Below are 21,652 nucleotides of genomic sequence, written 5' to 3' on the forward strand. Positions count from 1 at the left end.
TACATTTATCCTAAATTGCTCATTTATAGTTTAGCTACTTTAGGAACTAAATTCTCAAAATTGTTGTTAAAATTTCATAGGGTATTATAAGGTTATGGTTATGATCGTATGTTTCCCCGCTTTTATAGTTTTTAGGGAAGCTTGATAGACTTTGTCAAGGCTTTGATTAATTGTTGTTGTATAATATCCATCACTATATTCAGAGGTAGAACATTTTGATAATATAACTAATGTCATTGTCAAAACCATCAATATACTAAATTTTAATCTTAAAATTCAAAATTTGAATACCTTGAATTATCTTCTTGAGACATACTGTTGTCAATAAGTTTAGAAACAACTTAATGCTATATTTTAATTAGTAACTAAATATAATAATTACAGCTCTAAAAAATGTTAAAATTTGAATATTAATCTAAATATTATTTAAGGTTTTAAAATGTCAAGTTTAAAAGTTAGCATAATCCAAACAAATATTATTTGGGATAACAAACAACAAAATTATAAGAATCTCGAAGCAAAGTTAGCTCAAATAGATAACGATACAGATATTGTAGTTTTACCTGAAATGTTTAACACTGGTTTTATAATGAACCCAACTAATGAAGCTAGTACTCAACAAGATATTATCGATTGGATGTCTAAACAAGTAAAAGATAAAAACTATGCTCTTGTTGGAAGTGCCGCTACATTTACAGATACAAAAATAGCAAATAGACTATATTTTATAACCCCTGAAAAAGAAATATACACCTATGATAAGAACCATCTATTTATTCATGCTGGAGAAAATAAAAAATATTCTAAAGGTAATAAACGTGAAATTATAAGCTACAAAGATTTTAATATACTACTTACTGTATGCTTTGATTTGCGCTTTCCAGTATTTAACTGTAATAATAATGAATATGACATATTATTAAATGTCGCATGCTGGCCAGAATCTAGACGTCAACATTGGCAAGCATTACTCAAAGCAAGAGCTATAGAAAACCAAACCTTTGTAATAGCATGTAATAGAGTTGGAAATGACCCTAATCTTAGCTATGCAGGGGATAGCATGATTATTAATTACAATGGAGACATATTAACTCATGAAGAGTATAAAGAAGTTATCTTAACTGCTACCTTAAGTAAGAAAGAACAAAAAGAGTACCAAGATGCTTTTAATTTCTTAGTCTCTCAAGACACTTTTACTCTACATCTCGAATAGATTTAACAAGTTTCTGTAGAACTGCATTAATAAACTTATAGCCCTCTTCTGTTCCCATACTATATGCTATCTCAACGTATTCTTTTATTATTACTTGATATGGATTTTCTAAACATTCTATAAGCTCTGCTATAGCAACCTTTAAAACCGCATAATCAACATAATTGATAAAATCGATACCATCATCCGAGCTATCTGATATATAGCAATCAATTGTGCTTTGATTTGATTCAACAGCATCGATAAGCCTATAAAAAAGCTCCCAATCAGTTTGATGACGATCAGCATTATCAGAGTAGTATTGTACTTTCAACTCAGAGAAAGTACTATTAGCAACTTTTCTTTGATATAAGGCTTGTACAGTATATAGTCGAGCATTATTTCTAGCTCTAGCAGTAGTTTTCATTATTGTTCTAGAATTTAATTTAATTACTGATTTTATAGGTGATTATTATACAGTATTACTAACAATATATATAGATTACATGAACTCTATATTCAATAATCTTATACTAAATAAAATAAATTTTGTTGTATATAAATTTATCAATAATAATAACAAAAACCTATATACAGATTCTATACTTTGCCAAGTCTTAAAGAATATCTATACAAATGCTTTTGCAAAAATCCAAGAGCTAATATTTATACAAATAAGTATATTTCCTATTTTAAACCGACCTGTTCAAAAAGTTTCTTAAGCTATTTTTCTTCATAAATTTTAGTATAATATCTAGAACTTGAAATTGTATGTAAAACTATAATACCCATGAATAAATGGTGGCAAGAAATTGACCTAAAAGATATGACGAATGAGCAATGGGAATCTATTTGTGATAAATGTGGATTATGTTGTTTAAATAAGCTACAAGATGATGAAACTGATGAAGTATATTACACCAAAGTTAGTTGTAAACTTTTAGATATTGATAAATGTCAATGTAGTATGTATAAAAAAAGAAAACAACTAGTACCTGAATGTATAAATTTAAATTATAAACAATTAAAAAATCACGCTCACAAATGGTTACCAAATAGCTGCAGTTATAAATTATTATTTGAAGGTAAATGCTTACCAGAATGGCATCACTTAAATAATAATGGCTCAACCGAACAAATGCATCAACAACACAAATCTGCCAAGCATTTTGCTATTTCAGAATACGAATTAGATGTTGATGAATACTTAGAAGATTTTATAGTAAAAATAGATAACTGAATAATTCTAACTAAAAACTCTAGGATTCTTAAGAAAAGTTGATTTGATATTAACTATCCAAAAAAAACATCCTTTGACATATTCTTGCGACCTAGTTATAAAAAAGACGATATAAAACGCCCTTTCATATCGTGGTGGGTGCAGAGGGGTTCGAACCCCCGACCCTCGCCTTGTAAGGGCGATGCTCTCCCAGCTGAGCTATGCACCCGATAGACTGATATTATATAGAGCTTTTAAAGCAAGTCAATATCTTTTATCAAATAGCAAAGAATAAAATTAACCCTCTACTTCATTTCTAAGAATTTGATCAGTTGTTATCTCTGATTCAGCAATTTCTCTTAATGCTACAACTGTAGCTTTTTCTTTTTTTTCATTATCTATGGACTCTGAATAACCTTTTTTTAAAATATTATTCGCCCTCATAGAAGCTAAAACTACTAAATCAAACCTTGTTTCTACTTTATCTAAACAATCTTCTATCGTTACTCTAGCCATTTTTTACTCCATTTCTTTTTAATAATTGTCTTACTTTATTATATATTACATCAATAACGGTTTTATTTTGAGCTCCATCAGGAATTATAATATCAGCTTTTCTCTTCGATGGCTCAATAAATTTAATATGCATTGGTCTAACAGTTTCTAAATACTGACTAATAACACTATCAACACTTCGACCCCTTTCATTCTGATCTCGCATTAATCTTCTAATAAAGCATAAATCAGATGGCGTATCCATATAAACCTTAAAATCCATCATCTTTAGAAGTTTACGATCATTAAATAACATAATCCCTTCAATAATGATAACACTTACACCACCAGCAATTTTTTCAGCCTTAGATTCTACTCTGGAGTGAGTTGTATAATCATAATGGGGAATATGGATATCATTCCCTTGTACTAAACTATCCAAATCTTTTCTTAATAATTTATGGTCGAAGGCATCTGGATGATCATAGTTTATTTTACAAGCTTCTTCAAAGCCAACCATTTCACCCCAGTTTTTATAATAACGATCTTCTGAAATTACAGCTATTTTATTTAAGTGTTTTGACTTTAATTTTTTAATAATAGCATTTGAAAATAATGTCTTACCTGAACCTGAGCCACCAACAATACCTATTATAAAAACATCTCCTTTACCTGCCATACTAAACCCTATAACTGTACTTTAGGTTGATTCTTTATCAAATTATCTAATTCTTGAAGAAGACTTAGAAATTCTTTTATTTTATACATTGGAAATGAGTTTGGCCCATCACTTTTAGCTTCATTTGGCTTTGGGTGAGTTTCCATAAATAATCCATCAATACCAACAGCTACAGCAGCTTTTGATAAAACTGGTACAAATTCTCTTTGGCCTCCAGAAGAGCTTCCTTGGCCACCTGGTAATTGTACCGAGTGAGTAGCATCAAAAACCACAGGACAACCTGTATCTTTCATAATCTCAAGAGAACGCATATCTGAGATCAAATTGTTATAACCAAAACTTGCACCTCTTTCACAAACCATAATTTTTTCATTACCTGTAGTTTTAGCCTTAGCTACTACATGCTGCATATCCCAAGGAGCTAAAAACTGGCCTTTTTTAATGTTGACCGCTCTACCTTGCTTACAAACATCTAAGATAAAATTTGTTTGGCGGCACAAAAATGCAGGGGTTTGTAAAACATCTACTACTTCAGCTACTTCAGCAAATGGAGTATCTTCATGAACATCTGTCACAACAGGAACATTATAAGTCTTCTTAACCTTTGATAAAATCTCTAACCCTTTATCAACACCTAGGCCTCTAAAACTATCAATAGAAGAACGATTTGCCTTATCAAAAGATGATTTATAGACAAAATTAATTCCAAGATCTTCAGTTACCTCTTTAAGATAACCTGCTGTGTCCATTGCCATCTGCTCAGACTCAATTACACACGGTCCAGACATTAGGAAAAATGGCTTACCATTACCTACTTCAAAATCAGCGATTTTCATATAAATCTCTTTTATTTAGAAATATTTATTTTAAATTATACAGAAAAAGATGAACCACAACCACAAGTAGTTTTGGCGTTAGGATTTCTAATTACAAAATATGCACCTTCCACATCATCTTTATAATCAACATCTGCTCCTACCAAATATTGAAAACTCATTGAATCAACAAGAAGACGGACATCGTTTTTTGTAATAATCATATCATCATCTTTTATTTCATTGTCAAAAGCAAAAGCATACTGAAAACCAGAACATCCTCCACCTGTGATATAAACTCTAAGACTAAGAGACTGATCTCCTTCTTCTTCAATAAGTTCTCTCACTTTTAAAGAAGCTTCTTCTGTGAAGTTTATAGGATCAACACTTTGTACTTCTGCACTCATATATTACCTCGCAACTATGCCAACTTTAACTCTACCCATTCTATCAATAGCTTGAACTACAACCTCTAAACCTTGACCTTCTACTAAAGAATTAGTCTTAATACCGGCTTGCTCAACATCAACAAATGGTAAATAACCATCTTGTTTACCAAATAAATTTACAAAAGCACCAGACTCTAAAAGCTTAACAATCTTACCTTTATAGACTTGACCTTCTTCAGCTTCAGCTACAATCTCTTCGATCATTGCTACAGCCATATCTAAAGAAGCTTTATCTTTAGCAAAAACCTTAACTTCACCAGTATCATTTGTATCTATTTGAGCTCCTGTTTTTTCTACTATTCCTTTTACAGTAGATCCTCCACGACCAACAACATCTTTAATCTTAGCAGGATTTACATTAAGTATATGGATTTGTGGGGCACAATTAGAAACAGTCTCTTTATGCTCTTTGATTACCTCATTCATAATACCTAAAATATGTAATCTGCCGGTTCTAGCTTGTTCTAAAGCCTGCTCAAGAATTTCTCTAGAGATACCTTTTATTTTAATATCCATCTGTAGTGCTGTAACTCCATATTTAGTCCCAGCTACTTTGAAATCCATATCGCCTAAATGATCTTCATCCCCTAAGATATCTGATAATACTGCATATTTTGAACCATCTTTAATAAGACCCATTGCAATACCTGCTACAGGCTCAGCTATTGGTACGCCAGCATCCATCATTGATAAAGATGACCCGCAAACCGTTGCCATAGAACTAGAACCATTTGATTCTAAAATTTCAGATACAATTCTAACAACATATGGATATGCATCTTGATTAGGAAACACTGCCTGAGTCGCACGTTTAGCAAGATTAGCATGACCAACTTCACGACGCTTCGGTGCCATTCCAACCATACCACACTCACCAACAGAATATGGAGGAAAATTATAATGAAGCATGTATCTTGATTTTGCCATACCATCTAGAGACTCTACAAGTTGAGCATCTCTATCACTTCCCAATGTAGTAACTACCAAAGCTTGTGTTTCACCTCTAGTAAATAAAGCTGAGCCATGTACTCCAGGTAAAACCCCAACTTTAACGTTGATGGGTCTTATAGTCTCAGTACATCTACCGTCTATTCTAGGCTTACCTTCTAAAATATTGCCTCTTACAAGATCTTTTTCTATATCATGGAAAGCATCAAAGATTTCTTTTTCACCATACTCACCACTATCAACATCACTAGAGAATATAAACTCTAAAACATTTTTTCTGATTTCATTGAGCTTTATATTTCTTTCTTGTTTAGATGCTAGAGTATAAGCATTTTTTATTTCACCAAAAAATTGTGATTTTATTTGTGATTTTAAAACCTTATTTATTTGGTATACAGAGTATTCCATACGTGGTTTAGAAGCCACTTTAGCAAGCTTATTAATAGATGAAATAATAGTTTTTAAATGTTTATGAGCATATAAAATACCTCCTAACATAACTGATTCTGGTAAGCTATTTGCCTCTGACTCAACCATTAAGATTGCATCATCAGTACCAGAAACTACTAAATCTAAAGCAGACTCTTTTAAATCTTCTTTGTTAGGATTAAGAATATACTTACCATTTGTATATCCAACTCTTACACCTGCTATGGCATCATTATAAGGAGCTCCAGTAATAGCTAAAGAAGCAGACGCTCCAATTAGCGCTAACATATCTGGTGAAAACGAACCATCATAAGATACAACAGTAGCAACTATTTGAATTTCATTAAAAAAACCATCAGGGAAAGATGGTCTAATAGATCTATCTATCAACCTAGAAATAAGTATTTGTTCTTCTGAAGGTCTACCTTCTCTTCTTAAAAAACCTCCTGGTATCTTACCAGCGGCATAAGTTTTTTCTAAGTAGTGTACCGATAATGGGAAAAAATCTTGACCATCAGCTACAGAATTTTTAACTACTGTAGTAACCAATACAACATTGTTCCCACAACTTACTGTCACTGACCCATCTGCTTGACGAGCCATTCCACCTGTTTCAAGAACAATCTCTTTGTTTCCTAATTCAAAGACTTCTCTAAATATTTTCACAGTTTAACCTTATTTTTTGATTTTATATGATGTAAGAACAACTAAGATGAGACTTTATTATCTACGTAGATTTAATTTTTTGATTAGGCTACGATATCTTTCTACATCTTTTCCATGTAAATAGTCTAATAATTTACGACGTTGACTTACAAGTCTTAAAAGACCTCTTCTAGAGTGATTGTCTTTCTTATGAGTTGCAAAGTGACCTTGAAGGTCATTAATTCTAGCAGTTAAAAGTGCAACCTGAACTTCAGGAGAACCTGTATCGCCTTCTGACTGTTGATTTTCTTTAATAATATTTTGCTTATCTTGTACTGTTAACATAACTTTTCTCCGTTTGTTTTTTTAATTACAATTAACTTAGATAAACCGCACAAAGGAACAGTTTATCAACGCGTAATTATATACTAAAGTTCTAAAAAACAAAAGTTTTAGTTTTTAGTCATTAAGATTATCTGGCGGAACACCCAAAATCTGTAAGCTATTTAAAGCAACATTTGCAAAAACTGGCGCGGCAACTGAACCACCACCATAATGATCTCCTTTAGGATCTTTAATTGTTACAACAATTGCTAAATCTGGATGACTAGCGGGAACCATTCCAACAAAATTAGCTAAATATTTAGCTCCATAAACTCCTCCCTCTAACATCCTAGCAGTACCTGTTTTACCTGCCACACGATATAGAGGAATTCTAGCTTTTGGACCAGTACCTCCCATCCCCTCGACAACAGATTCCATCATACTTATCATTTCTTTAGAATCTTTTTTCGAAAGAACAGGCCTTGAATTAATTTCTTCACCAGGCTGTCTTTTTAAAATAGTTGGTTTAATATATTGACCATCGTTTGCAATAGCAGATACCCCAGCAACTAACTGTAAATCTGTAGCATTCATCCCATAACCAAAAGATAAAGTTGCTAATTGGAAGTCACCCCATTTATCTCTTATAGGCACATATCCATCTCTTTCTCCAGGAAGTTTTATACCAGTTTTGTCGCCAAAGCCAAAGTTTCTCAAAGAAGACTCCAATATAGTTGGATCTGTTAAACTTAATATCATTTTAGAAATACCAACATTACTAGATTTCATTAAAATATATCTAAGATCTACATCGCCATAGTCTCTTTCATCTCGAACTGTATTTCTACCTATACGGTAGAACCCTGGATGAGTATCAATAATTGGCTCACTAGAGCTTACATTATCACCATATGTAAGCACAGTAGCTGCGGCAAAAGTTTTCATTACTGAACCAAGTTCATATACATCAGTGACAGCTCTATTTCTACGCCTATCAGGATATGCATCTGCCATGCTATTAGGATTATATGATGGATAATTTGCCATAGCCAATATCTCACCTGTATGAACATTCTCAACAATTACTGATCCTGCTTCTGAATTAGTTCGGATCACGCCTTTTTTTAAATATTTATATGCAATATACTGAATTCTAGAATCAATACTTATCTGCAAATTATGACCATTCTTTGGCTCAACATACTTATCTTCAATTTTAGATGCAACTCCACCATGTAAATCTTTTTTATACTCAAAATAACCATCTTGGCCTGTTAAGAACTTATTAAACTCAAGCTCGAGACCTTCTTGTCCTTTACCATCAATATTCGTAAAACCAATAATCTGTGATGCAACTTCTGCCAAAGGATAATATCGTTTGAACTCACGTATTACATGTATACCAGTTACATCGAGATCTTTTACTTTTTGTGATAAATATGGCTGAACCTTTCTCTTAATATAAACAAAACCACTCCGACCTTCTCTAGTTTTAACTTGTTTTTCAATTTTTTTTCTTGTTTTCTCAGACAAGTGTAAAATATCCATAATTTGCTTTAATTTAGAGCTATCTGATTTTACATAAAAAGGATCAACCCAGATAGTATCAACAGGAGTACTTATTGCTAGTGGATTACCATTTCTATCAACTATAATTCCTCTGTAAGCTTTTATGTTTATACTTCGATCACTACGATTATCACCTTCTTGCTTTAACTTTGGATACTGTATAGTTTCCATATAAACAAGCTTAGTAAATAAAATAAGGAAGCTTACAATAAGAAGAACAATAACAACAAGATGCCTAAGTTTAGGTCGATAATTACTCATTATCAGAATCCCCAATTTGCTTATTTAAAAAGCGTAAATCTTTTTTTGTTGGCAAAAATATTTTTTCTTTTTCCGCAAACTTCTCAACTGCTGTTGGTGCAGCTAAGGAGCTAGACTCTAAAACAATCTGACTCCATTCCTCATCCAACCTTGAATCTTCAACAATTAATTCTTTCTGTTGATTTAATTGAAGCTTATACTCAAAACGAACAACAATTAGACTAAAGGCAGTTATTAATAATATAAGAAGCAATACAAAGGATACTCCTACTGTTTTCCTAAAAAAACTATTTTTAAGAGATTCAAATAGCCTTATCCTAATCTGTCGATTTGTTAACATCATAGCTTTTCTACCACCCTTAAAATAGCACTTCTCGAGCGTACATTTTGATCAAGCTCATTTTGATTTGCTTTTGCTTTTTTTGTGATCCATTTTAGTTTTATATGGCTAGTATCTTGTGGTAGCATTTTTGCAATACGATTAACTTCTTGTTTAGGATTAATTAAAGAGGTAAATTTTTGTTTAACAATTCTATCTTCTAAAGAATGAAAAGATATCGCAGCTATCCTACCACCTTCTTTAAGAATACCTAAAATACTTTCTAACAAATCTTCTAAATCCCCCAACTCATTATTAACATAGATTCTCAAAGCTTGAAAACACCTAGTTGCAGGATTTTTCTTTTCTCTTTTACCTATAGTTTCTCTTATAAGATTGGATAACTCTAAAGTGGTCTCTATACTTCCATTTTTTTGTATATGTTCTTTTATTCTTTGTGCAATTTTTTTTGCAAAGCGCTCTTCACCATAAACCTTAAAAATATAAGCAAGATCTTCCATCGATAAGCCATCTAAAACCTGACTCGCTGTCATCCCACTAGTGGTATCCATACGCATATTTAGAGGGCCATCATGCATAAAACTAAAGCCCCTATCAGCATTATCTAACTGTGGTGAAGAAACTCCTAAATCCATAATAACTCCATCAACTTGACCTAGAAGATTATTTTGTTGACAGTATTCATAAATTTTAGCAAAGCTTGTGTGGACTATTTCAAAATTCTCAAACTGAAAACTTTTTTTAGCATGCTCGATTGCATCAAGATCCTTATCAAAAGCTATCAAACGTCCCCTGTTTAGTTTACTTAAAATTACTTTAGAATGTCCACCTCTACCAAAAGTTGCATCAATATAAATTCCATCTGGATTTATATTTAAATCATTTATTGACTCTTGTAACAATACTGAAAAATGCATTTTATTATGCCTTGATTAATTCATTAGTTAATTTCTTAGCTTTTGAAAAATCTGTCTTCCCAGATCCTAATTTAGGTATATCTATAACTTTAAAATAATTAGTTGGTTTATATAAATTTTCTATGCCAGAATGTCTTACAATATCTTTTAAATCATTTGGTTCTAGATTTTCTAAGGTATAAAGTAAGCTTGTTATCTCTCCTCGTTTTGCATCTGGAGTAGCTACTGCTAAAACTTCAAAATCTATTTGGTGAGAATCATAGCCTTTTTCTCTTAAAGCATCATAAACTTTTTGCTCAAGCTGACCTAAGCTAACCATTTCACCTGCTACTTTAGCAAACCTAGAATATCTATCTACAACGGTTAAGTATCCTTCCCCATCAGTTTTACCTTTATCTCCAGTTATGTACCATATATGGCCATATTTCTCTATCATAACTTCATTGGTTTTTTTAGAGTCATTGAGATAATAATCCATCTTATTCACACCTCTATAGATAATCATACCTTCAGTACCATTAGGAAGCTCTTCGTAAGATTCTGGATGTATAATTTTAAACTGACCTCCAGGCACAGTAAGTCCCACAGTCCCAATTTTATTTGGCGATTTAGTTGGTCTATTTACCGCAGCAACTGGTGATAATTCCGTAGTACCATAGCCTTCATTAATTACCTTGTCAAACTTCTCTTCAAACATTGAGCGAACTTCTTTTGATAATTTCTCAGCACCTGTAATTATAAGCCTAATAGTAGCAAAATCTTCTTTTTTAACTGATTTATTTTTTGTATAAATTCTTAAAAATGTAGGTGTTGCACAAAGTACTGTAGTTTTATTATTTCTAATTAAATTTGCTACACCTTTTGCATCCGTTGGATCTGGGTGACAAGCAATATATCCACCTTGGAAAAGTGAAACTAATGAGATTGTCAGGCCAAAGGCATGAAAAATTGGCAATATACCTGCTACAGAATCGTTGTTTTTACATTCAATAACATTGGTACTTTGATAAACGTTTGCTAAAAGATTTTTTTGCTTAATAGCAATACCTTTTGGCACACCTTCACTTCCACTACTAAAAATTATAAAAGATAAATCTTCTAATTTAGTTGGCTTAATGTATTTCTTAACTAGCCAATTTGCTGGTAACATTTTAATGCTTAGCAGCGTCTTAATAGCCTCAACCTTCTTGATTTTTGCCTTAATATCTTCAAGGTAAACTATCTTACAACTTGAAAAAACTTCTTCAACAAAAAATCCTTTATGTGTAAGTTTTTCAACAAATGCCCTGGAGGTGATGATAGTTTTAATATCAGCATTTTTAATTGCATGTCTTAAAGCTTCTTCTGAAGCTGTATAATTAAGATTAACTATAGACTTAGCACTCATCATAAGTGCTAAAATTGCTAGATACCCGCCCCCACTTGTCGGTAAACATATCCCAACATTATCTTCATGCTTCGTAATCTCTTGAAGTTTTTTAGACACTAATACAGCACCAGTGGCAAACTTATGACCATTTAGACTTACACCAGTTGTATCTGTTAATACTAGATTACTATTAGCATTAAGCATTTGTCTAAACCATATTTCTGCAGGAGCTTTGAGCAAACATAAATACTCCTCCCATGCTCTCACGGAAAGATCTTCCATTTCCTCATTTAACGTTCTTAGGCTTTGTAAGCTAGAAATATCAAAAAATATTTGTCTATCTAGATTTTTACGTTTAGGAAAACTAGGCATTTCAGGCCCACAAATAAATAACAAGAATCTATTATCATTTTGTTCCACTTGTGAAGTAAGGCTTCTATTAACCAATAACACCCCTCGATGATCCCAAAAACTAATATGATCAACAAAATTAATGCCAACCTTTTCCATAGTTTTTTCTAAACCTTTAGCACGTTCATCAAAGGTTCCCAACACTGTAACACTTTGACTATCTAAAAATATTTTTAATGCTAGCACACTAATTATGCTAGTATCATTAGTAACAATTATCGAACCGCTCTTAAATTGTCTAAAATCAATTTCTTTATTACAATCATAAATATAAGATTGATTAAGTCTTTTATGTATAGAAGATTTAAGCTGACTTAGGCGCATTTTTATCCCACGTTAATTGACAATGTAAACTTACTGCATAGCATATTATGTTATCATATACTCACATTAATTTTTACAACAATATAAAATTTATGCCAGAACTTCCTGAAGTAGAAACTGTAAAGATGGGCTTAACTAAAAATATTATTGGTAAAAATATTCTTAATATAGAAATATATACAGACAAACTTCGCTACCCTATAGAAAAAGATTTACTCTCAAACATCAAAAATAAAGAAATAAAAAATATCCAAAGAAGAGGTAAACATCTTCTAATAACACTAGAAAAAGATTTACAACTTATAATACACTTAGGAATGTCCGGTGTAATAAAAATTAAAAAAACAAGTCAGTATGACAAGATAAAACATGATCACATAATCTTAAGACTTTCAGACAATATTAGCTTAATTTATAATGACCCACGTAAATTTGGTTACTGGTTAATTAATATAAATTCTTCACCACTTGAGCACAAAGTTTTAGCCTCTCATGGTGTAGAACCTTTGACAAACGATTTCAACCCCAAATATTTAATTACAAAACTTTCAAAAACCTCAAGAAAAATTAAACAAACAATTATGGATAACTCCATAGTTGTTGGAGTTGGCAATATTTATGCTAGTGAAGCATTTTTTGATAGTAATATACTACCCACTAGAGCCTCTAATACGATCACAAAGAAAGAGGTTGAAAAGCTTGTAAATTCTATAAAAAAGATATTAGAAAAAGCTATAGCAGAGGGAGGTACTACTCTTAAAGACTATCAAAATACAGAAGGTAAGCCAGGCTACTTTACTCAACAATTAAATGTTTACGGCAGAGTAAATCAAGAATGTTACACTTGCAATACAAAAATCCAGAGCATAGTTATTGGCCAAAGAAATACTTTTTATTGTAAAAAGTGTCAGAAATAATCTACATATCTAGAAAATATTGATGTATTGAGTCATTATCTGTTAATTCTGGATGAAAACTACTTACTAAAATATTTCCTTGTCTAACTAAAACTGGAGATTGGTCGTAATTAGATAACACATTTACATCATTTCCAATATCTACAAACTTAGGAGCCCTAATAAAAACACCTGAAATATTTTTACCACCAAAATCAAGGTCTGTAACAAAACTATCTAACTGTCTGCCATAAGCATTACGCTCAACAGTCAAATCTATTAAATTAAGATAGTCATTACCCTTTGATAAAATTATGCTTCCTGCACAAGTACCAAAAACAGGCTTACTACTACAGAAATCATATAATATATCAGATAAAGTATGCTTATCTATAACATTTAATAATGTTGTGCTTTCTCCACCAGGAATAACCAACTTATCAATGCCATTAAAATCATTTTGAGACTTCACCAATTTTACATTAGCCCCCAAAGACTCAAGCATATCACTATGCTTTACATAAGCTCCTTGGATTGCTAGAACTCCTACTTTCTGTGACATCTACCAACCTCTTTCTGAGAATTTTTCAAAATCACAATTTATTCCAGTCATTGGTTCTCCCAAATCTGTCGAAACTTCAGCTAAAACACTAGGATCATTATAATATGTCACTGCACTTACTATTGCTTTAGCTCTTTTAAGTGGGTCAGAAGACTTAAATATTCCTGATCCTACGAAAACTGACTCCGCTCCTAATTGCATCATCAACGCAGCATCTGCAGGAGTAGCAATTCCACCTGCTGAAAAATTAGGTACAGGTAAAGAGCCATTTTCATGTACATATTTAACAAGCTCATATGGTGCCTTAAGATCTTTAGCTATTGACATAAGCTCATGCTTATCAGCTCCACAAACCATTTTAATATCTTTATTAACCTGTCTCATTTGTCTAACTGCTTCAACAATGTTTCCAGTACCAGCTTCTCCCTTTGTTCGAATAAGTGCTGCACCTTCGCCTATTCTTCTTAAAGCTTCACCAAGATTTGTACATCCACATACAAAAGGAACTTTAAAACTATATTTATTAGAATGATTAACCTCATCTGCTGGAGTTAAAACTTCACTTTCATCAATAAAATCTACACCAAGTGACTCAAGAATCTGGGCCTCTACAAAATGTCCAATCCTAGATTTTGCCATCACAGGTATGCTTACCGCTGACATTATTTCTTTTATAAGTTTAGGATCAGACATTCTAGCGATACCACCATCCTTTCTGATATCCGCAGGCACTCTCTCAAGGGCCATTACTGCCACTGCTCCAGCCTCTTGAGCTATTTCAGCCTGTTGTGCATTTACAACATCCATTATAACACCGCCTTTTAGCATCTCTGCCAAACCTGTTTTCAAGCTAACATCAGACATTCGCAACACTCCTTTTTTAGTTTAGTTAACAAATAACAAACAACATTATAGTATTTTTAAACACTATTGATAATTAATTTTCACTAATAAACCTATCTAGGTTTAAATAGTCCTACTTCACCTTTTTAGATAAAATACATTTTAATAGGCTATATTTGATTTACTTAGTTAACTCTTGGTTGCTGAAGTTAACATTTTAATAGTTTTAGTATCTGCATTAATTTCAGCATTAACGCCTATAGGAAGTGTAAAATTATTTTTACCATGTCCAAAGCTAGCCCCCATAAAAGAAGGAACTTTATCTTTAACCAAATAATATTTAAGGATATTTTTAAAAGTTTGCTCTCCTTTTATTGGCTTTTCACATCTCGTACATTCACCGAAGACAAATCCATTAATCTTACTCAAAACGCCTGCTAGCTGAAGCTGATTCATCATCCTATCTATTTGATAGTTTCTTTCACCAATATTTTCTATAAATATTATCTTACCTTTCCAATTTGGCTCATACTTAGTACCAATTAAAGCTACTAGATTACTTATATTACCACCTACAAGGACCCCAGTAGCTTTTCCTGGGTAAATAGTCTGCACATGAGTTGCACTTTTAAACGTTACTTTTTTAGAGTCAAAAAGAATCTCTTTCATATACTTTCTAGAAAATTTTGGCCAAGGCTCTATACCTAATGGTCCATGGAAAGTGACTATTCCTGCTTCTTTATTTATAGCTAATAGCAGTGAAGTAATATCACTAAATCCTATTATAATCTTAGGAGTCTTTTTTACCTGGTCATAGTCAATTAGTGGTAATAATTGAGTACTACCCCAACCACCTCTAACTTCAAAAATGGCCTTAATATCAGGATCAGCGAATGCTTTATTTAGATCTTCTGCCCTATATTTTGCCTTAGCAGAAAAATAACCATCTTGGTAAATAGGATTAACATAGTCCCCTAACTTAACATTCAATCCTAAAGAATGTAGTTTGTTTATAGAATCTTGAATTTGCTTATTTGTTACCGCAGATGCTGAGGCTAGAAGTGCCACAGTATCACCTTTATGCAACGCTAAAGGCTTACCAACATTATTTGCAATAGCAAAAAAAGGAAATATAACTATTACAATAATTAATTTAAAGTATCTGCAAAACATCTTTTTGAATATAACCTACAAAAATATTTTAAATTAAATTCTATATACTCAAACTTAATTTACAATATTTTATTAGGCATTCTTGATAAAAGTATAGGAAAACAAATTTAGCTCAAATAATTATACATCTAAGTTTATAACATTTAGTGCATTTGACTCAATAAAGTTTCTACGTGGTTCGACCTCATCACCCATAAGAGTTGTAAATAAAGCATCCGCCTCAACGGCATCTTTTACAGATACTTGCAACAACACTCTATTATCAGGATCCATAGTTGTCTCCCAAAGTTGTCCAGGATTCATTTCGCCTAAACCTTTATAGCGTTGAACATCATTACCTTTTCTAGCTTCTTGTAAAACCCAATCTATAGCCGCTTCAAAATCATCTATATACTCTTTTTTAGATCCTCTCTCAACATATGCCTCTTTGAAAGATATATCAGACAAAACATCACCATAAGTAACAAGATCTTCATAATCTTTTGTTGTAAAGAAGCTATTTTTTACTATGTAATCAGTATCATAACCGTTTATATAGTGATTAACTCCATAAGAAATGGTTTCTTGATCATCACTATCAATATCTTTAGATTCTATAAGCTTAAATCTCTCATAAGATAATGCTTTTTCATTACATTTTTCTACAATTGCTTGCCACCATTGTTTAATATCCACATTATCATCAATATATTTTGCACTATATGCCATAATTCTAAGCAGTTTTTCAGGATATGTTTTTGCATATTTTTTGATTACCTTTTCAGATTTCTGATAAAGCTCATAATAATTTGCTAAGATCTGTCCAGATATAACATTACTGTTATTAAGGTGAATGTTAGCCCCTTCAAGACCTATATTACCAAGATACTCTGCTAGAGAATCTTCATCTTTTAAATATGTTTCTTGCTTACCTTTTTTAACTTTATATAATGGAGGTTGAGCGATATATAGATACCCTCGATCTACAAGCTCTGGCATTTGTCTGTAAAAGAATGTCAATAGAAGTGTTCTAATATGAGAACCATCAACATCAGCATCCGTCATCAAGATAATCTTATGATATCTCGTTTTATCAGGATTATAATCCTCTGCGCCTATACCACAACCTAATGCTTTAATAAGTGTTGCAACCTCTTGAGAACCAAGCATTTTATCAAAGCGAGCTTTCTCAACATTTAGAATCTTACCTTTTAAAGGTAAAATTGCTTGAGTTTTACGATCACGAGCCTGTTTAGCTGATCCACCTGCTGAATCTCCCTCGACCAAGTATATTTCTGATAGAGATGGATCCTTTTCTTGACAATCTGCTAGTTTGCCCGGAAGGCCTGCTATATCCAAAGCACCCTTGCGACGAGTCATGTCACGCGCTTTACGAGCGGCTTCACGAGCTTTCGCAGAGTCTAAAATCTTTTCACATACAATTTTAGCTTCTTTAGGATTCTCTAAAAGAAACTCTTGCAACTTCTCATTGACTAAAGATTCTACAGCTGATTTAACATCAGAGGATACTAATTTATCTTTTGTCTGTGATGAGAATTTTGGATCTGGAACTTTTATAGATAATACCGCAGCTAAACCTTCACGTGTATCCTCACCAGTCAATGAAACTTTTAACTTCTTATTTAAGCCTTCTGATTCAATATAAGAGTTCATAGTACGAGTTACAGCAGCCTTCAAACCTGATAAGTGAGTACCGCCATCTCGTTGTGGAATATTGTTTGTAAAACAAAATATTGACTCTTTATAAGAATCATTCCATTGTAAAGCAAGTTCTACCTGAATTTCATCCTTGATACCACTTACAGCTATAACATTCTCATGAATTGGTTTTTTGCTTTTATTTAAATACTCTACAAAAGCTATAATACCACCATCATATTTAAAAACTTCAGATTTATTATTAATCTTATCAATAAGTTCTATCTTCACACCAGAATTCAAGAATGATAATTCTCTAATTCTCTTCATCAAAATATCATAATCAAAATCAACAAAAGAGAAAGTATCTTTACTTGGTTTAAACGTAATCATTGAACCACTCTTACTAGTCTCTTCAAGCTGTTTTAATGGATACTGAGGCACACCATGGGTATATTCTTGAAAATACCTATAACCGTTACGGCAAATATCTAATGACAATGATTCTGACAATGCGTTTACTACCGATACACCCACACCATGTAAACCACCTGATACTTTATAAGAATTATCATCAAATTTACCTCCGGCATGGAGTATAGTCATTATAACTTCAGCTGCTGAACGACCTTCTTCTTTGTGTATATCTGTTGGAATACCTCGTCCATTATCAGAAACAGACACCGAGCCATCTTTATTAATGATAACTTTAATATCATCACAATGTCCCGCCAATGCTTCATCAATAGCATTATCGAGAACTTCAAACACCATGTGATGCAAACCACTGCCATCATCAGTGTCTCCGATATACATTCCAGGCCTTTTTCTAACTGCATCTAGACCTTTAAGTACTTTAATACTCGATGAATCATAAGCTTTATTCTCAGACATCAACATGCTCCAAGTTACATTTTTTCATAAACTTAATTAAGGCATCATTATAACATAAATAAATACTTATATTAAATCTATGATTCAACCAGAGCATTTAAACCCAATACTTCCATTTAATAAAAAAATAGATATAATACACAATTTAAAATCTTTCACATTAAAATATTTTGAAAAATAGAACCATAAAAATAGTATTAGCCATAACCACAGTTGGGATTCCTATCCTAGTTATTCTAGCTTATATTTTTTCTGATGGCTTGTTTGAGTCAGAAAGCGCCAAATCTATACATCAAATAGAATTCAACGTACCTTTAAGTTCTTTTATGTCAAAGGAATAATAGTACTATCACTATGTTTTAAATAAAAAGTATTAAATCCTTAGGGTTTTTATTTCATACAGAAATGATAGTATTTAAGGAAACATTAAAAATTCTCTTGTCTAGATTTTGAAAAAAAAGAATATACTAATAACCATTACAATTATTGCAATAATTTACTTAAGCTTCATTATAGGTAAAAAAACAGGCTTCGATAGAGCAACATCTATACATGAAAGTGAGCTACAAATACTAGAACAAAATAGACTTTCACAAACACCAGAAGACACCTCAAACTGTCGACCGAATATCAACCCAAAGAAAAAAAACTATGTTATTGGTTATGGAAGTCTTATGAACAAAGCCTCTAGACAGATAACAGTGCCTGATGCTACTTATGCAGCCTCTGTATTAGTAAGTGGGTTTGAAAGATTATGGGCATCGCGTGGAGAAAAATCACACGCAACATTTTTACTTGCTGTTCCTAACCAAGGATATGTAATGAATGCTATATATTACAAAGCTTCTGCCAGTGACATCTCTGCCACAGACTTAAGAGAAGCTTCTTATTGCAGAGTCAAAGTTCCTCGTAAAGATATTGTTCCCCTAGGAGTAAAAAGCTTGCCCAAAGGAGATTTTTGGATGTATGTAAAGGATTTTAAGGATGCTGAATTTCCAACAAAAAAATATCCTATCCTACAAACTTATGCTGATGTCTTTATGACAGGCTGCCTACAGACTCAAGCAGAATTTAATTTGACAGAATTTGGTAAACTTTGTTTTCAAACCACATACGGCTGGGATTTAGCAAATTGGTTATATGATAGACCTGACCCACGTTATGCCAGGTATTCAAAAAATACTGAAATATATCGTACTCCAATAGATAAAATCATTCATCGTTTAAGTTATAATAACGATCCAATATAGTTAATTAATTATTTTATATTTAAAAAATGAACCAAAATAGTAGAAGAATATGCATTGCGCCAATGCTTGATTGGACAGATAGACATTATCGTTACATGATGCGCTTGATAACAAAAAAAACCATGCTATATACAGAAATGGTTACACTCAATGCAATACTTCACGGTAATAAAGATTTTCTGCTTAAATATAATCCTGAAGAAAATCCTGTTACTCTACAACTTGGCGGCTGTGTTCCTAAAGATTTTATAACATGTGGTAAATTAGCTGAAAACTTAGGCTATGATGAAATAAATATAAATGTTGGTTGTCCTAGTGAAAGAGTTAAAAAAGGTAACTTTGGTTTATCTCTTATGGCAGAACCAGACTTAGTTGCTGATTGTGTCAAAGCAATGAAAGATACTCTTAACATTCCAGTATCTGTTAAGTGTCGTATAGGTTATGATCATAATGATAGTTATGATGAATTATATAACTTTGTAGACAAGCAAGTACAAGCAGGTGTTGATTTTCTTTGTATCCATGCTCGTAAAGGATGGCTAAATGGATTATCACCAAAGGAGAACCGTACAATACCTAAACTTAAATATGATGTCGTCTATAACATAAAAAAAGACCTCCCAGATCTAGAACTTGGTATCAATGGAGGTATTGCAACTACCAAAGATATCCACAGGCATTTAAAGCATGTTGATAGTGTAATGATAGGTCGAGAAGCATATTATAACCCTATGATATTTAAAGATTTTGACCATGAATTTTATAGCCAACAACCATTACAAACAACACCTCTAGAAATTGGATATAAAATGGCTAAATATATCATACAACAAATGCAAAATGACTCTTTTATTAAACTTAATAATATAACAAAGCATACCCTAAACCTATTTAATGGCTTACCAAATGCAAAAGTTTACCGTAGATATCTAAGTGAAAACTCTACTAAAAAAAATGCCAATGTTGATATTCTTTTAGAGGCGCTAAAGATTTTTGACAAATAGCAACTATTTTTGCCTTAACCAAAAATCTTTATACATAAGCTACAATAACTATTAACTAAGACGTTCTTCAATGAGGTAAATTAAACTCATCAACTCAAATCGGTATAAGCACTTAAGCAATACCACAAGCAACCCAAGAAAGTAGATGGTACAATGAGAAGGGAGGCAGAGATCGCAGATAAATCTTGAAAGTTATAATTTTAAATTTTTATTTAATCTTTTTTAGTTGTACTTTTATCTTGTTCATAGTTTCACTAATTAGCTTATGATAATCATCAGAATTTTTTGTATCTTTGATAGCTATAACAGATATCTGGCCAACATTAGCCTCCAGCTGTTCAGAGTTCATTTTCGCAAGTGCTGTTGGTAAAACAATATATGAAGATGGTCCTTGGAAACCTATAAGCTTAGCTACTCTTTTAGTACTTAACTCTTCTTTTTCTGCTTGTCGCTTAAGTCTAGACTTGTCTGTAGCAATTCCTAACTGTTTAATAGCATTATCAACATCTTGTATTGTTAATTTGCCATTTACTTCACGCTGACCATATATAATCTTTTTATATTCAGAAAACAACTTAGCTCCGCCTTGTAAATACGACTCATTAGCAACCAATGAAGCATAATTAGGAACTTTATTATTTACTCTGGATGACTATGGGTAAGCTTTAAATATAAATTTCACATTTGGTTCTTCATTAACTAGTTTAACCATCTTCGGATAACTTTTCGTACATCTATAACAACCGTAATCATAAAAGACAATTACCGCCTTTTTAGCATCCTTAGGACCTATTGTTGGAGTCATTTCATCATTTAAAAGCTGATCTACAACTACTGGAATAGCAATAATTTTCGCATAATTCTCTGGTCTTTGTTCATCACTATGAACACCTACTTTATTTTTATGGTAATTAGAACAACTTGATAGAACTAGTACCGAAACACCCAAAATAGTTATTAATATTTTTTTCATACAATATCTGATAGAACCTAGCCAACAGTAATA

Annotated in this window: 22 protein-coding genes and 1 tRNA gene; 5 read left to right on the top strand and 18 right to left on the bottom strand. The window is 32.2% G+C overall.

Annotated elements, in window-relative coordinates; translation table 11 throughout:
* The first annotated feature begins 439 nt into the window (after window positions 1-439).
* Window positions 440-1,213 (top strand): amidohydrolase, encoded by a 774-nt coding sequence (locus CDV26_RS06555; protein ID WP_088772597.1) that lies wholly within the window; start codon window positions 440-442, stop codon window positions 1,211-1,213.
* Here CDV26_RS06555 and nusB read toward each other — a convergent pair.
* Window positions 1,194-1,619, bottom strand: a complete 426-nt coding sequence (nusB, locus tag CDV26_RS06560) for a transcription antitermination factor NusB (protein ID WP_088772598.1) — start codon at window positions 1,617-1,619, stop codon at window positions 1,194-1,196. The genes CDV26_RS06555 and nusB overlap by 20 nt on opposite strands.
* Before the next feature lie 363 nt (window positions 1,620-1,982).
* Between nusB and CDV26_RS06570 the strand changes: the two genes are divergently transcribed.
* Window positions 1,983-2,432: a YcgN family cysteine cluster protein gene (locus CDV26_RS06570; protein WP_088772600.1), complete on the top strand. Its 450-nt coding sequence runs from the start codon at window positions 1,983-1,985 to the stop codon at window positions 2,430-2,432.
* A 132-nt stretch (window positions 2,433-2,564) separates the two neighbouring features.
* Here CDV26_RS06570 and CDV26_RS06575 read toward each other — a convergent pair.
* The 11 genes from CDV26_RS06575 to migR all read right to left on the bottom strand — a co-directional run bounded on the left by CDV26_RS06575 (window position 2,565) and on the right by migR (window position 12,386).
* Window positions 2,565-2,640, bottom strand: a tRNA-Val gene (locus CDV26_RS06575).
* Window positions 2,641-2,708: 68 nt separating this feature from the next.
* Window positions 2,709-2,927, bottom strand: a complete 219-nt coding sequence (rpoZ, locus tag CDV26_RS06580; RefSeq protein ID WP_088772601.1) for a DNA-directed RNA polymerase subunit omega — start codon at window positions 2,925-2,927, stop codon at window positions 2,709-2,711.
* Window positions 2,920-3,585, bottom strand: coding sequence for a uridine kinase (udk, locus tag CDV26_RS06585; protein ID WP_088772602.1), 666 nt, complete (start codon window positions 3,583-3,585; stop codon window positions 2,920-2,922). The genes rpoZ and udk overlap by 8 nt, the downstream gene beginning before the upstream one ends.
* 8 nt (window positions 3,586-3,593) lie before the next feature.
* Window positions 3,594-4,421, bottom strand: a complete 828-nt coding sequence (kdsA, locus tag CDV26_RS06590; protein WP_088772603.1) for a 3-deoxy-8-phosphooctulonate synthase — start codon at window positions 4,419-4,421, stop codon at window positions 3,594-3,596.
* 35 nt (window positions 4,422-4,456) lie between these two features.
* Complete coding sequence (erpA, locus tag CDV26_RS06595; protein ID WP_088772604.1) at window positions 4,457-4,807, bottom strand: iron-sulfur cluster insertion protein ErpA; 351 nt, start codon at window positions 4,805-4,807, stop codon at window positions 4,457-4,459.
* A gap of 3 nt (window positions 4,808-4,810) precedes the next feature.
* Window positions 4,811-6,892 carry a polyribonucleotide nucleotidyltransferase gene (gene pnp / locus CDV26_RS06600; RefSeq protein ID WP_088772605.1) on the bottom strand — a complete coding sequence of 694 codons (2,082 nt, stop codon included), beginning with the start codon at window positions 6,890-6,892 and terminating at the stop codon, window positions 4,811-4,813.
* Window positions 6,893-6,949: 57 nt separating this feature from the next.
* Window positions 6,950-7,216 (bottom strand): 30S ribosomal protein S15, encoded by a 267-nt coding sequence (gene rpsO / locus CDV26_RS06605; RefSeq protein WP_040008605.1) that lies wholly within the window; start codon window positions 7,214-7,216, stop codon window positions 6,950-6,952.
* A 114-nt stretch (window positions 7,217-7,330) separates the two neighbouring features.
* Window positions 7,331-9,025 carry a peptidoglycan D,D-transpeptidase FtsI family protein gene (locus CDV26_RS06610; RefSeq protein ID WP_088772606.1) on the bottom strand — a complete coding sequence of 565 codons (1,695 nt, stop codon included), beginning with the start codon at window positions 9,023-9,025 and terminating at the stop codon, window positions 7,331-7,333.
* Complete coding sequence (gene ftsL / locus CDV26_RS06615; protein WP_088772607.1) at window positions 9,018-9,368, bottom strand: cell division protein FtsL; 351 nt, start codon at window positions 9,366-9,368, stop codon at window positions 9,018-9,020. The genes CDV26_RS06610 and ftsL overlap by 8 nt, the downstream gene beginning before the upstream one ends.
* The gene (gene rsmH, locus CDV26_RS06620) at window positions 9,365-10,282 is read right to left on the bottom strand and encodes a 16S rRNA (cytosine(1402)-N(4))-methyltransferase RsmH (RefSeq protein ID WP_088772608.1); all 918 of its coding nucleotides are present in this window, start codon (window positions 10,280-10,282) and stop codon (window positions 9,365-9,367) included. Before rsmH ends, ftsL begins: the two co-directional genes overlap by 4 nt.
* Before the next feature lie 4 nt (window positions 10,283-10,286).
* Complete coding sequence (gene migR / locus CDV26_RS06625) at window positions 10,287-12,386, bottom strand: iglABCD operon regulator MigR (protein ID WP_088772609.1); 2,100 nt, start codon at window positions 12,384-12,386, stop codon at window positions 10,287-10,289.
* 92 nt (window positions 12,387-12,478) lie between these two features.
* Between migR and mutM the strand changes: the two genes are divergently transcribed.
* Window positions 12,479-13,303, top strand: a complete 825-nt coding sequence (gene mutM, locus CDV26_RS06630; RefSeq protein WP_088772610.1) for a bifunctional DNA-formamidopyrimidine glycosylase/DNA-(apurinic or apyrimidinic site) lyase — start codon at window positions 12,479-12,481, stop codon at window positions 13,301-13,303.
* Window position 13,304: 1 nt separating this feature from the next.
* On the opposite strand, the gene pdxT is transcribed toward mutM, so the two are convergent.
* The 4 genes from pdxT to gyrB all read right to left on the bottom strand — a co-directional run bounded on the left by pdxT (window position 13,305) and on the right by gyrB (window position 18,392).
* Entirely contained in the window at window positions 13,305-13,844 is a 540-nt protein-coding gene (gene pdxT, locus CDV26_RS06635) for a pyridoxal 5'-phosphate synthase glutaminase subunit PdxT (protein ID WP_088772611.1), read from the bottom strand.
* Window positions 13,845-14,708 (bottom strand): pyridoxal 5'-phosphate synthase lyase subunit PdxS, encoded by an 864-nt coding sequence (gene pdxS / locus CDV26_RS06640; protein ID WP_088772612.1) that lies wholly within the window; start codon window positions 14,706-14,708, stop codon window positions 13,845-13,847.
* A 168-nt stretch (window positions 14,709-14,876) separates the two neighbouring features.
* A complete protein-coding gene (locus CDV26_RS06645; protein WP_088772613.1) occupies window positions 14,877-15,860 on the bottom strand; it encodes a S66 peptidase family protein in 984 nt (327 codons plus the stop codon).
* 120 nt (window positions 15,861-15,980) lie between these two features.
* A complete protein-coding gene (gyrB, locus tag CDV26_RS06650) occupies window positions 15,981-18,392 on the bottom strand; it encodes a DNA topoisomerase (ATP-hydrolyzing) subunit B (protein ID WP_169709726.1) in 2,412 nt (803 codons plus the stop codon).
* 449 nt (window positions 18,393-18,841) lie between these two features.
* Here gyrB and chaC point away from each other — a divergent pair, with 449 nt between their 5' ends.
* Together chaC and dusA are read left to right on the top strand one after the other, a co-directional pair.
* Window positions 18,842-19,642: a gamma-glutamylcyclotransferase ChaC gene (chaC, locus tag CDV26_RS06655; RefSeq protein WP_088772615.1), complete on the top strand. Its 801-nt coding sequence runs from the start codon at window positions 18,842-18,844 to the stop codon at window positions 19,640-19,642.
* A 26-nt stretch (window positions 19,643-19,668) separates the two neighbouring features.
* The gene (gene dusA, locus CDV26_RS06660) at window positions 19,669-20,646 is read left to right on the top strand and encodes a tRNA dihydrouridine(20/20a) synthase DusA (RefSeq protein ID WP_088772616.1); all 978 of its coding nucleotides are present in this window, start codon (window positions 19,669-19,671) and stop codon (window positions 20,644-20,646) included.
* A 208-nt stretch (window positions 20,647-20,854) separates the two neighbouring features.
* Here dusA and CDV26_RS13145 read toward each other — a convergent pair whose 3' ends face one another.
* Both CDV26_RS13145 and CDV26_RS13150 read right to left on the bottom strand, forming a co-directional pair.
* Complete coding sequence (locus CDV26_RS13145) at window positions 20,855-21,220, bottom strand: hypothetical protein (protein ID WP_245806404.1); 366 nt, start codon at window positions 21,218-21,220, stop codon at window positions 20,855-20,857.
* Between the two features lie 78 nt (window positions 21,221-21,298).
* Window positions 21,299-21,619, bottom strand: coding sequence for a thioredoxin domain-containing protein (locus tag CDV26_RS13150; protein ID WP_245806405.1), 321 nt, complete (start codon window positions 21,617-21,619; stop codon window positions 21,299-21,301).
* Window positions 21,620-21,652: the final 33 nt, after the last annotated feature.

This window comes from Francisella halioticida (assembly GCF_002211785.1).
Lineage (GTDB): Bacteria > Pseudomonadota > Gammaproteobacteria > Francisellales > Francisellaceae > Francisella > Francisella halioticida.

Excerpts from the sequence above, each read along its gene's own strand:
- CDV26_RS13150 (WP_245806405.1), bottom strand. The coding sequence starts at position 21,619 with ATGAAAAAAATATTAATAACTATTTTGGGTGTTTCGGTACTAGTTCTA.
- mutM (WP_088772610.1), top strand. The coding sequence starts at position 12,479 with ATGCCAGAACTTCCTGAAGTAGAAACTGTAAAGATGGGCTTAACTAAA.
- CDV26_RS06645 (WP_088772613.1), bottom strand. The coding sequence starts at position 15,860 with ATGTTTTGCAGATACTTTAAATTAATTATTGTAATAGTTATATTTCCT.
- kdsA (WP_088772603.1), bottom strand. The coding sequence starts at position 4,421 with ATGAAAATCGCTGATTTTGAAGTAGGTAATGGTAAGCCATTTTTCCTA.
- rsmH (WP_088772608.1), bottom strand. The coding sequence starts at position 10,282 with ATGCATTTTTCAGTATTGTTACAAGAGTCAATAAATGATTTAAATATA.
- pdxT (WP_088772611.1), bottom strand. The coding sequence starts at position 13,844 with ATGTCACAGAAAGTAGGAGTTCTAGCAATCCAAGGAGCTTATGTAAAG.
- nusB (WP_088772598.1), bottom strand. The coding sequence starts at position 1,619 with ATGAAAACTACTGCTAGAGCTAGAAATAATGCTCGACTATATACTGTA.
- rpsO (WP_040008605.1), bottom strand. The coding sequence starts at position 7,216 with ATGTTAACAGTACAAGATAAGCAAAATATTATTAAAGAAAATCAACAG.
- udk (WP_088772602.1), bottom strand. The coding sequence starts at position 3,585 with ATGGCAGGTAAAGGAGATGTTTTTATAATAGGTATTGTTGGTGGCTCA.
- pdxS (WP_088772612.1), bottom strand. The coding sequence starts at position 14,708 with ATGTCTGATGTTAGCTTGAAAACAGGTTTGGCAGAGATGCTAAAAGGC.
- rpoZ (WP_088772601.1), bottom strand. The coding sequence starts at position 2,927 with ATGGCTAGAGTAACGATAGAAGATTGTTTAGATAAAGTAGAAACAAGG.
- CDV26_RS06570 (WP_088772600.1), top strand. The coding sequence starts at position 1,983 with ATGAATAAATGGTGGCAAGAAATTGACCTAAAAGATATGACGAATGAG.
- erpA (WP_088772604.1), bottom strand. The coding sequence starts at position 4,807 with ATGAGTGCAGAAGTACAAAGTGTTGATCCTATAAACTTCACAGAAGAA.
- migR (WP_088772609.1), bottom strand. The coding sequence starts at position 12,386 with ATGCGCCTAAGTCAGCTTAAATCTTCTATACATAAAAGACTTAATCAA.
- CDV26_RS06610 (WP_088772606.1), bottom strand. The coding sequence starts at position 9,025 with ATGAGTAATTATCGACCTAAACTTAGGCATCTTGTTGTTATTGTTCTT.
- dusA (WP_088772616.1), top strand. The coding sequence starts at position 19,669 with ATGAACCAAAATAGTAGAAGAATATGCATTGCGCCAATGCTTGATTGG.
- ftsL (WP_088772607.1), bottom strand. The coding sequence starts at position 9,368 with ATGATGTTAACAAATCGACAGATTAGGATAAGGCTATTTGAATCTCTT.
- CDV26_RS06555 (WP_088772597.1), top strand. The coding sequence starts at position 440 with ATGTCAAGTTTAAAAGTTAGCATAATCCAAACAAATATTATTTGGGAT.
- gyrB (WP_169709726.1), bottom strand. The coding sequence starts at position 18,392 with ATGTCTGAGAATAAAGCTTATGATTCATCGAGTATTAAAGTACTTAAA.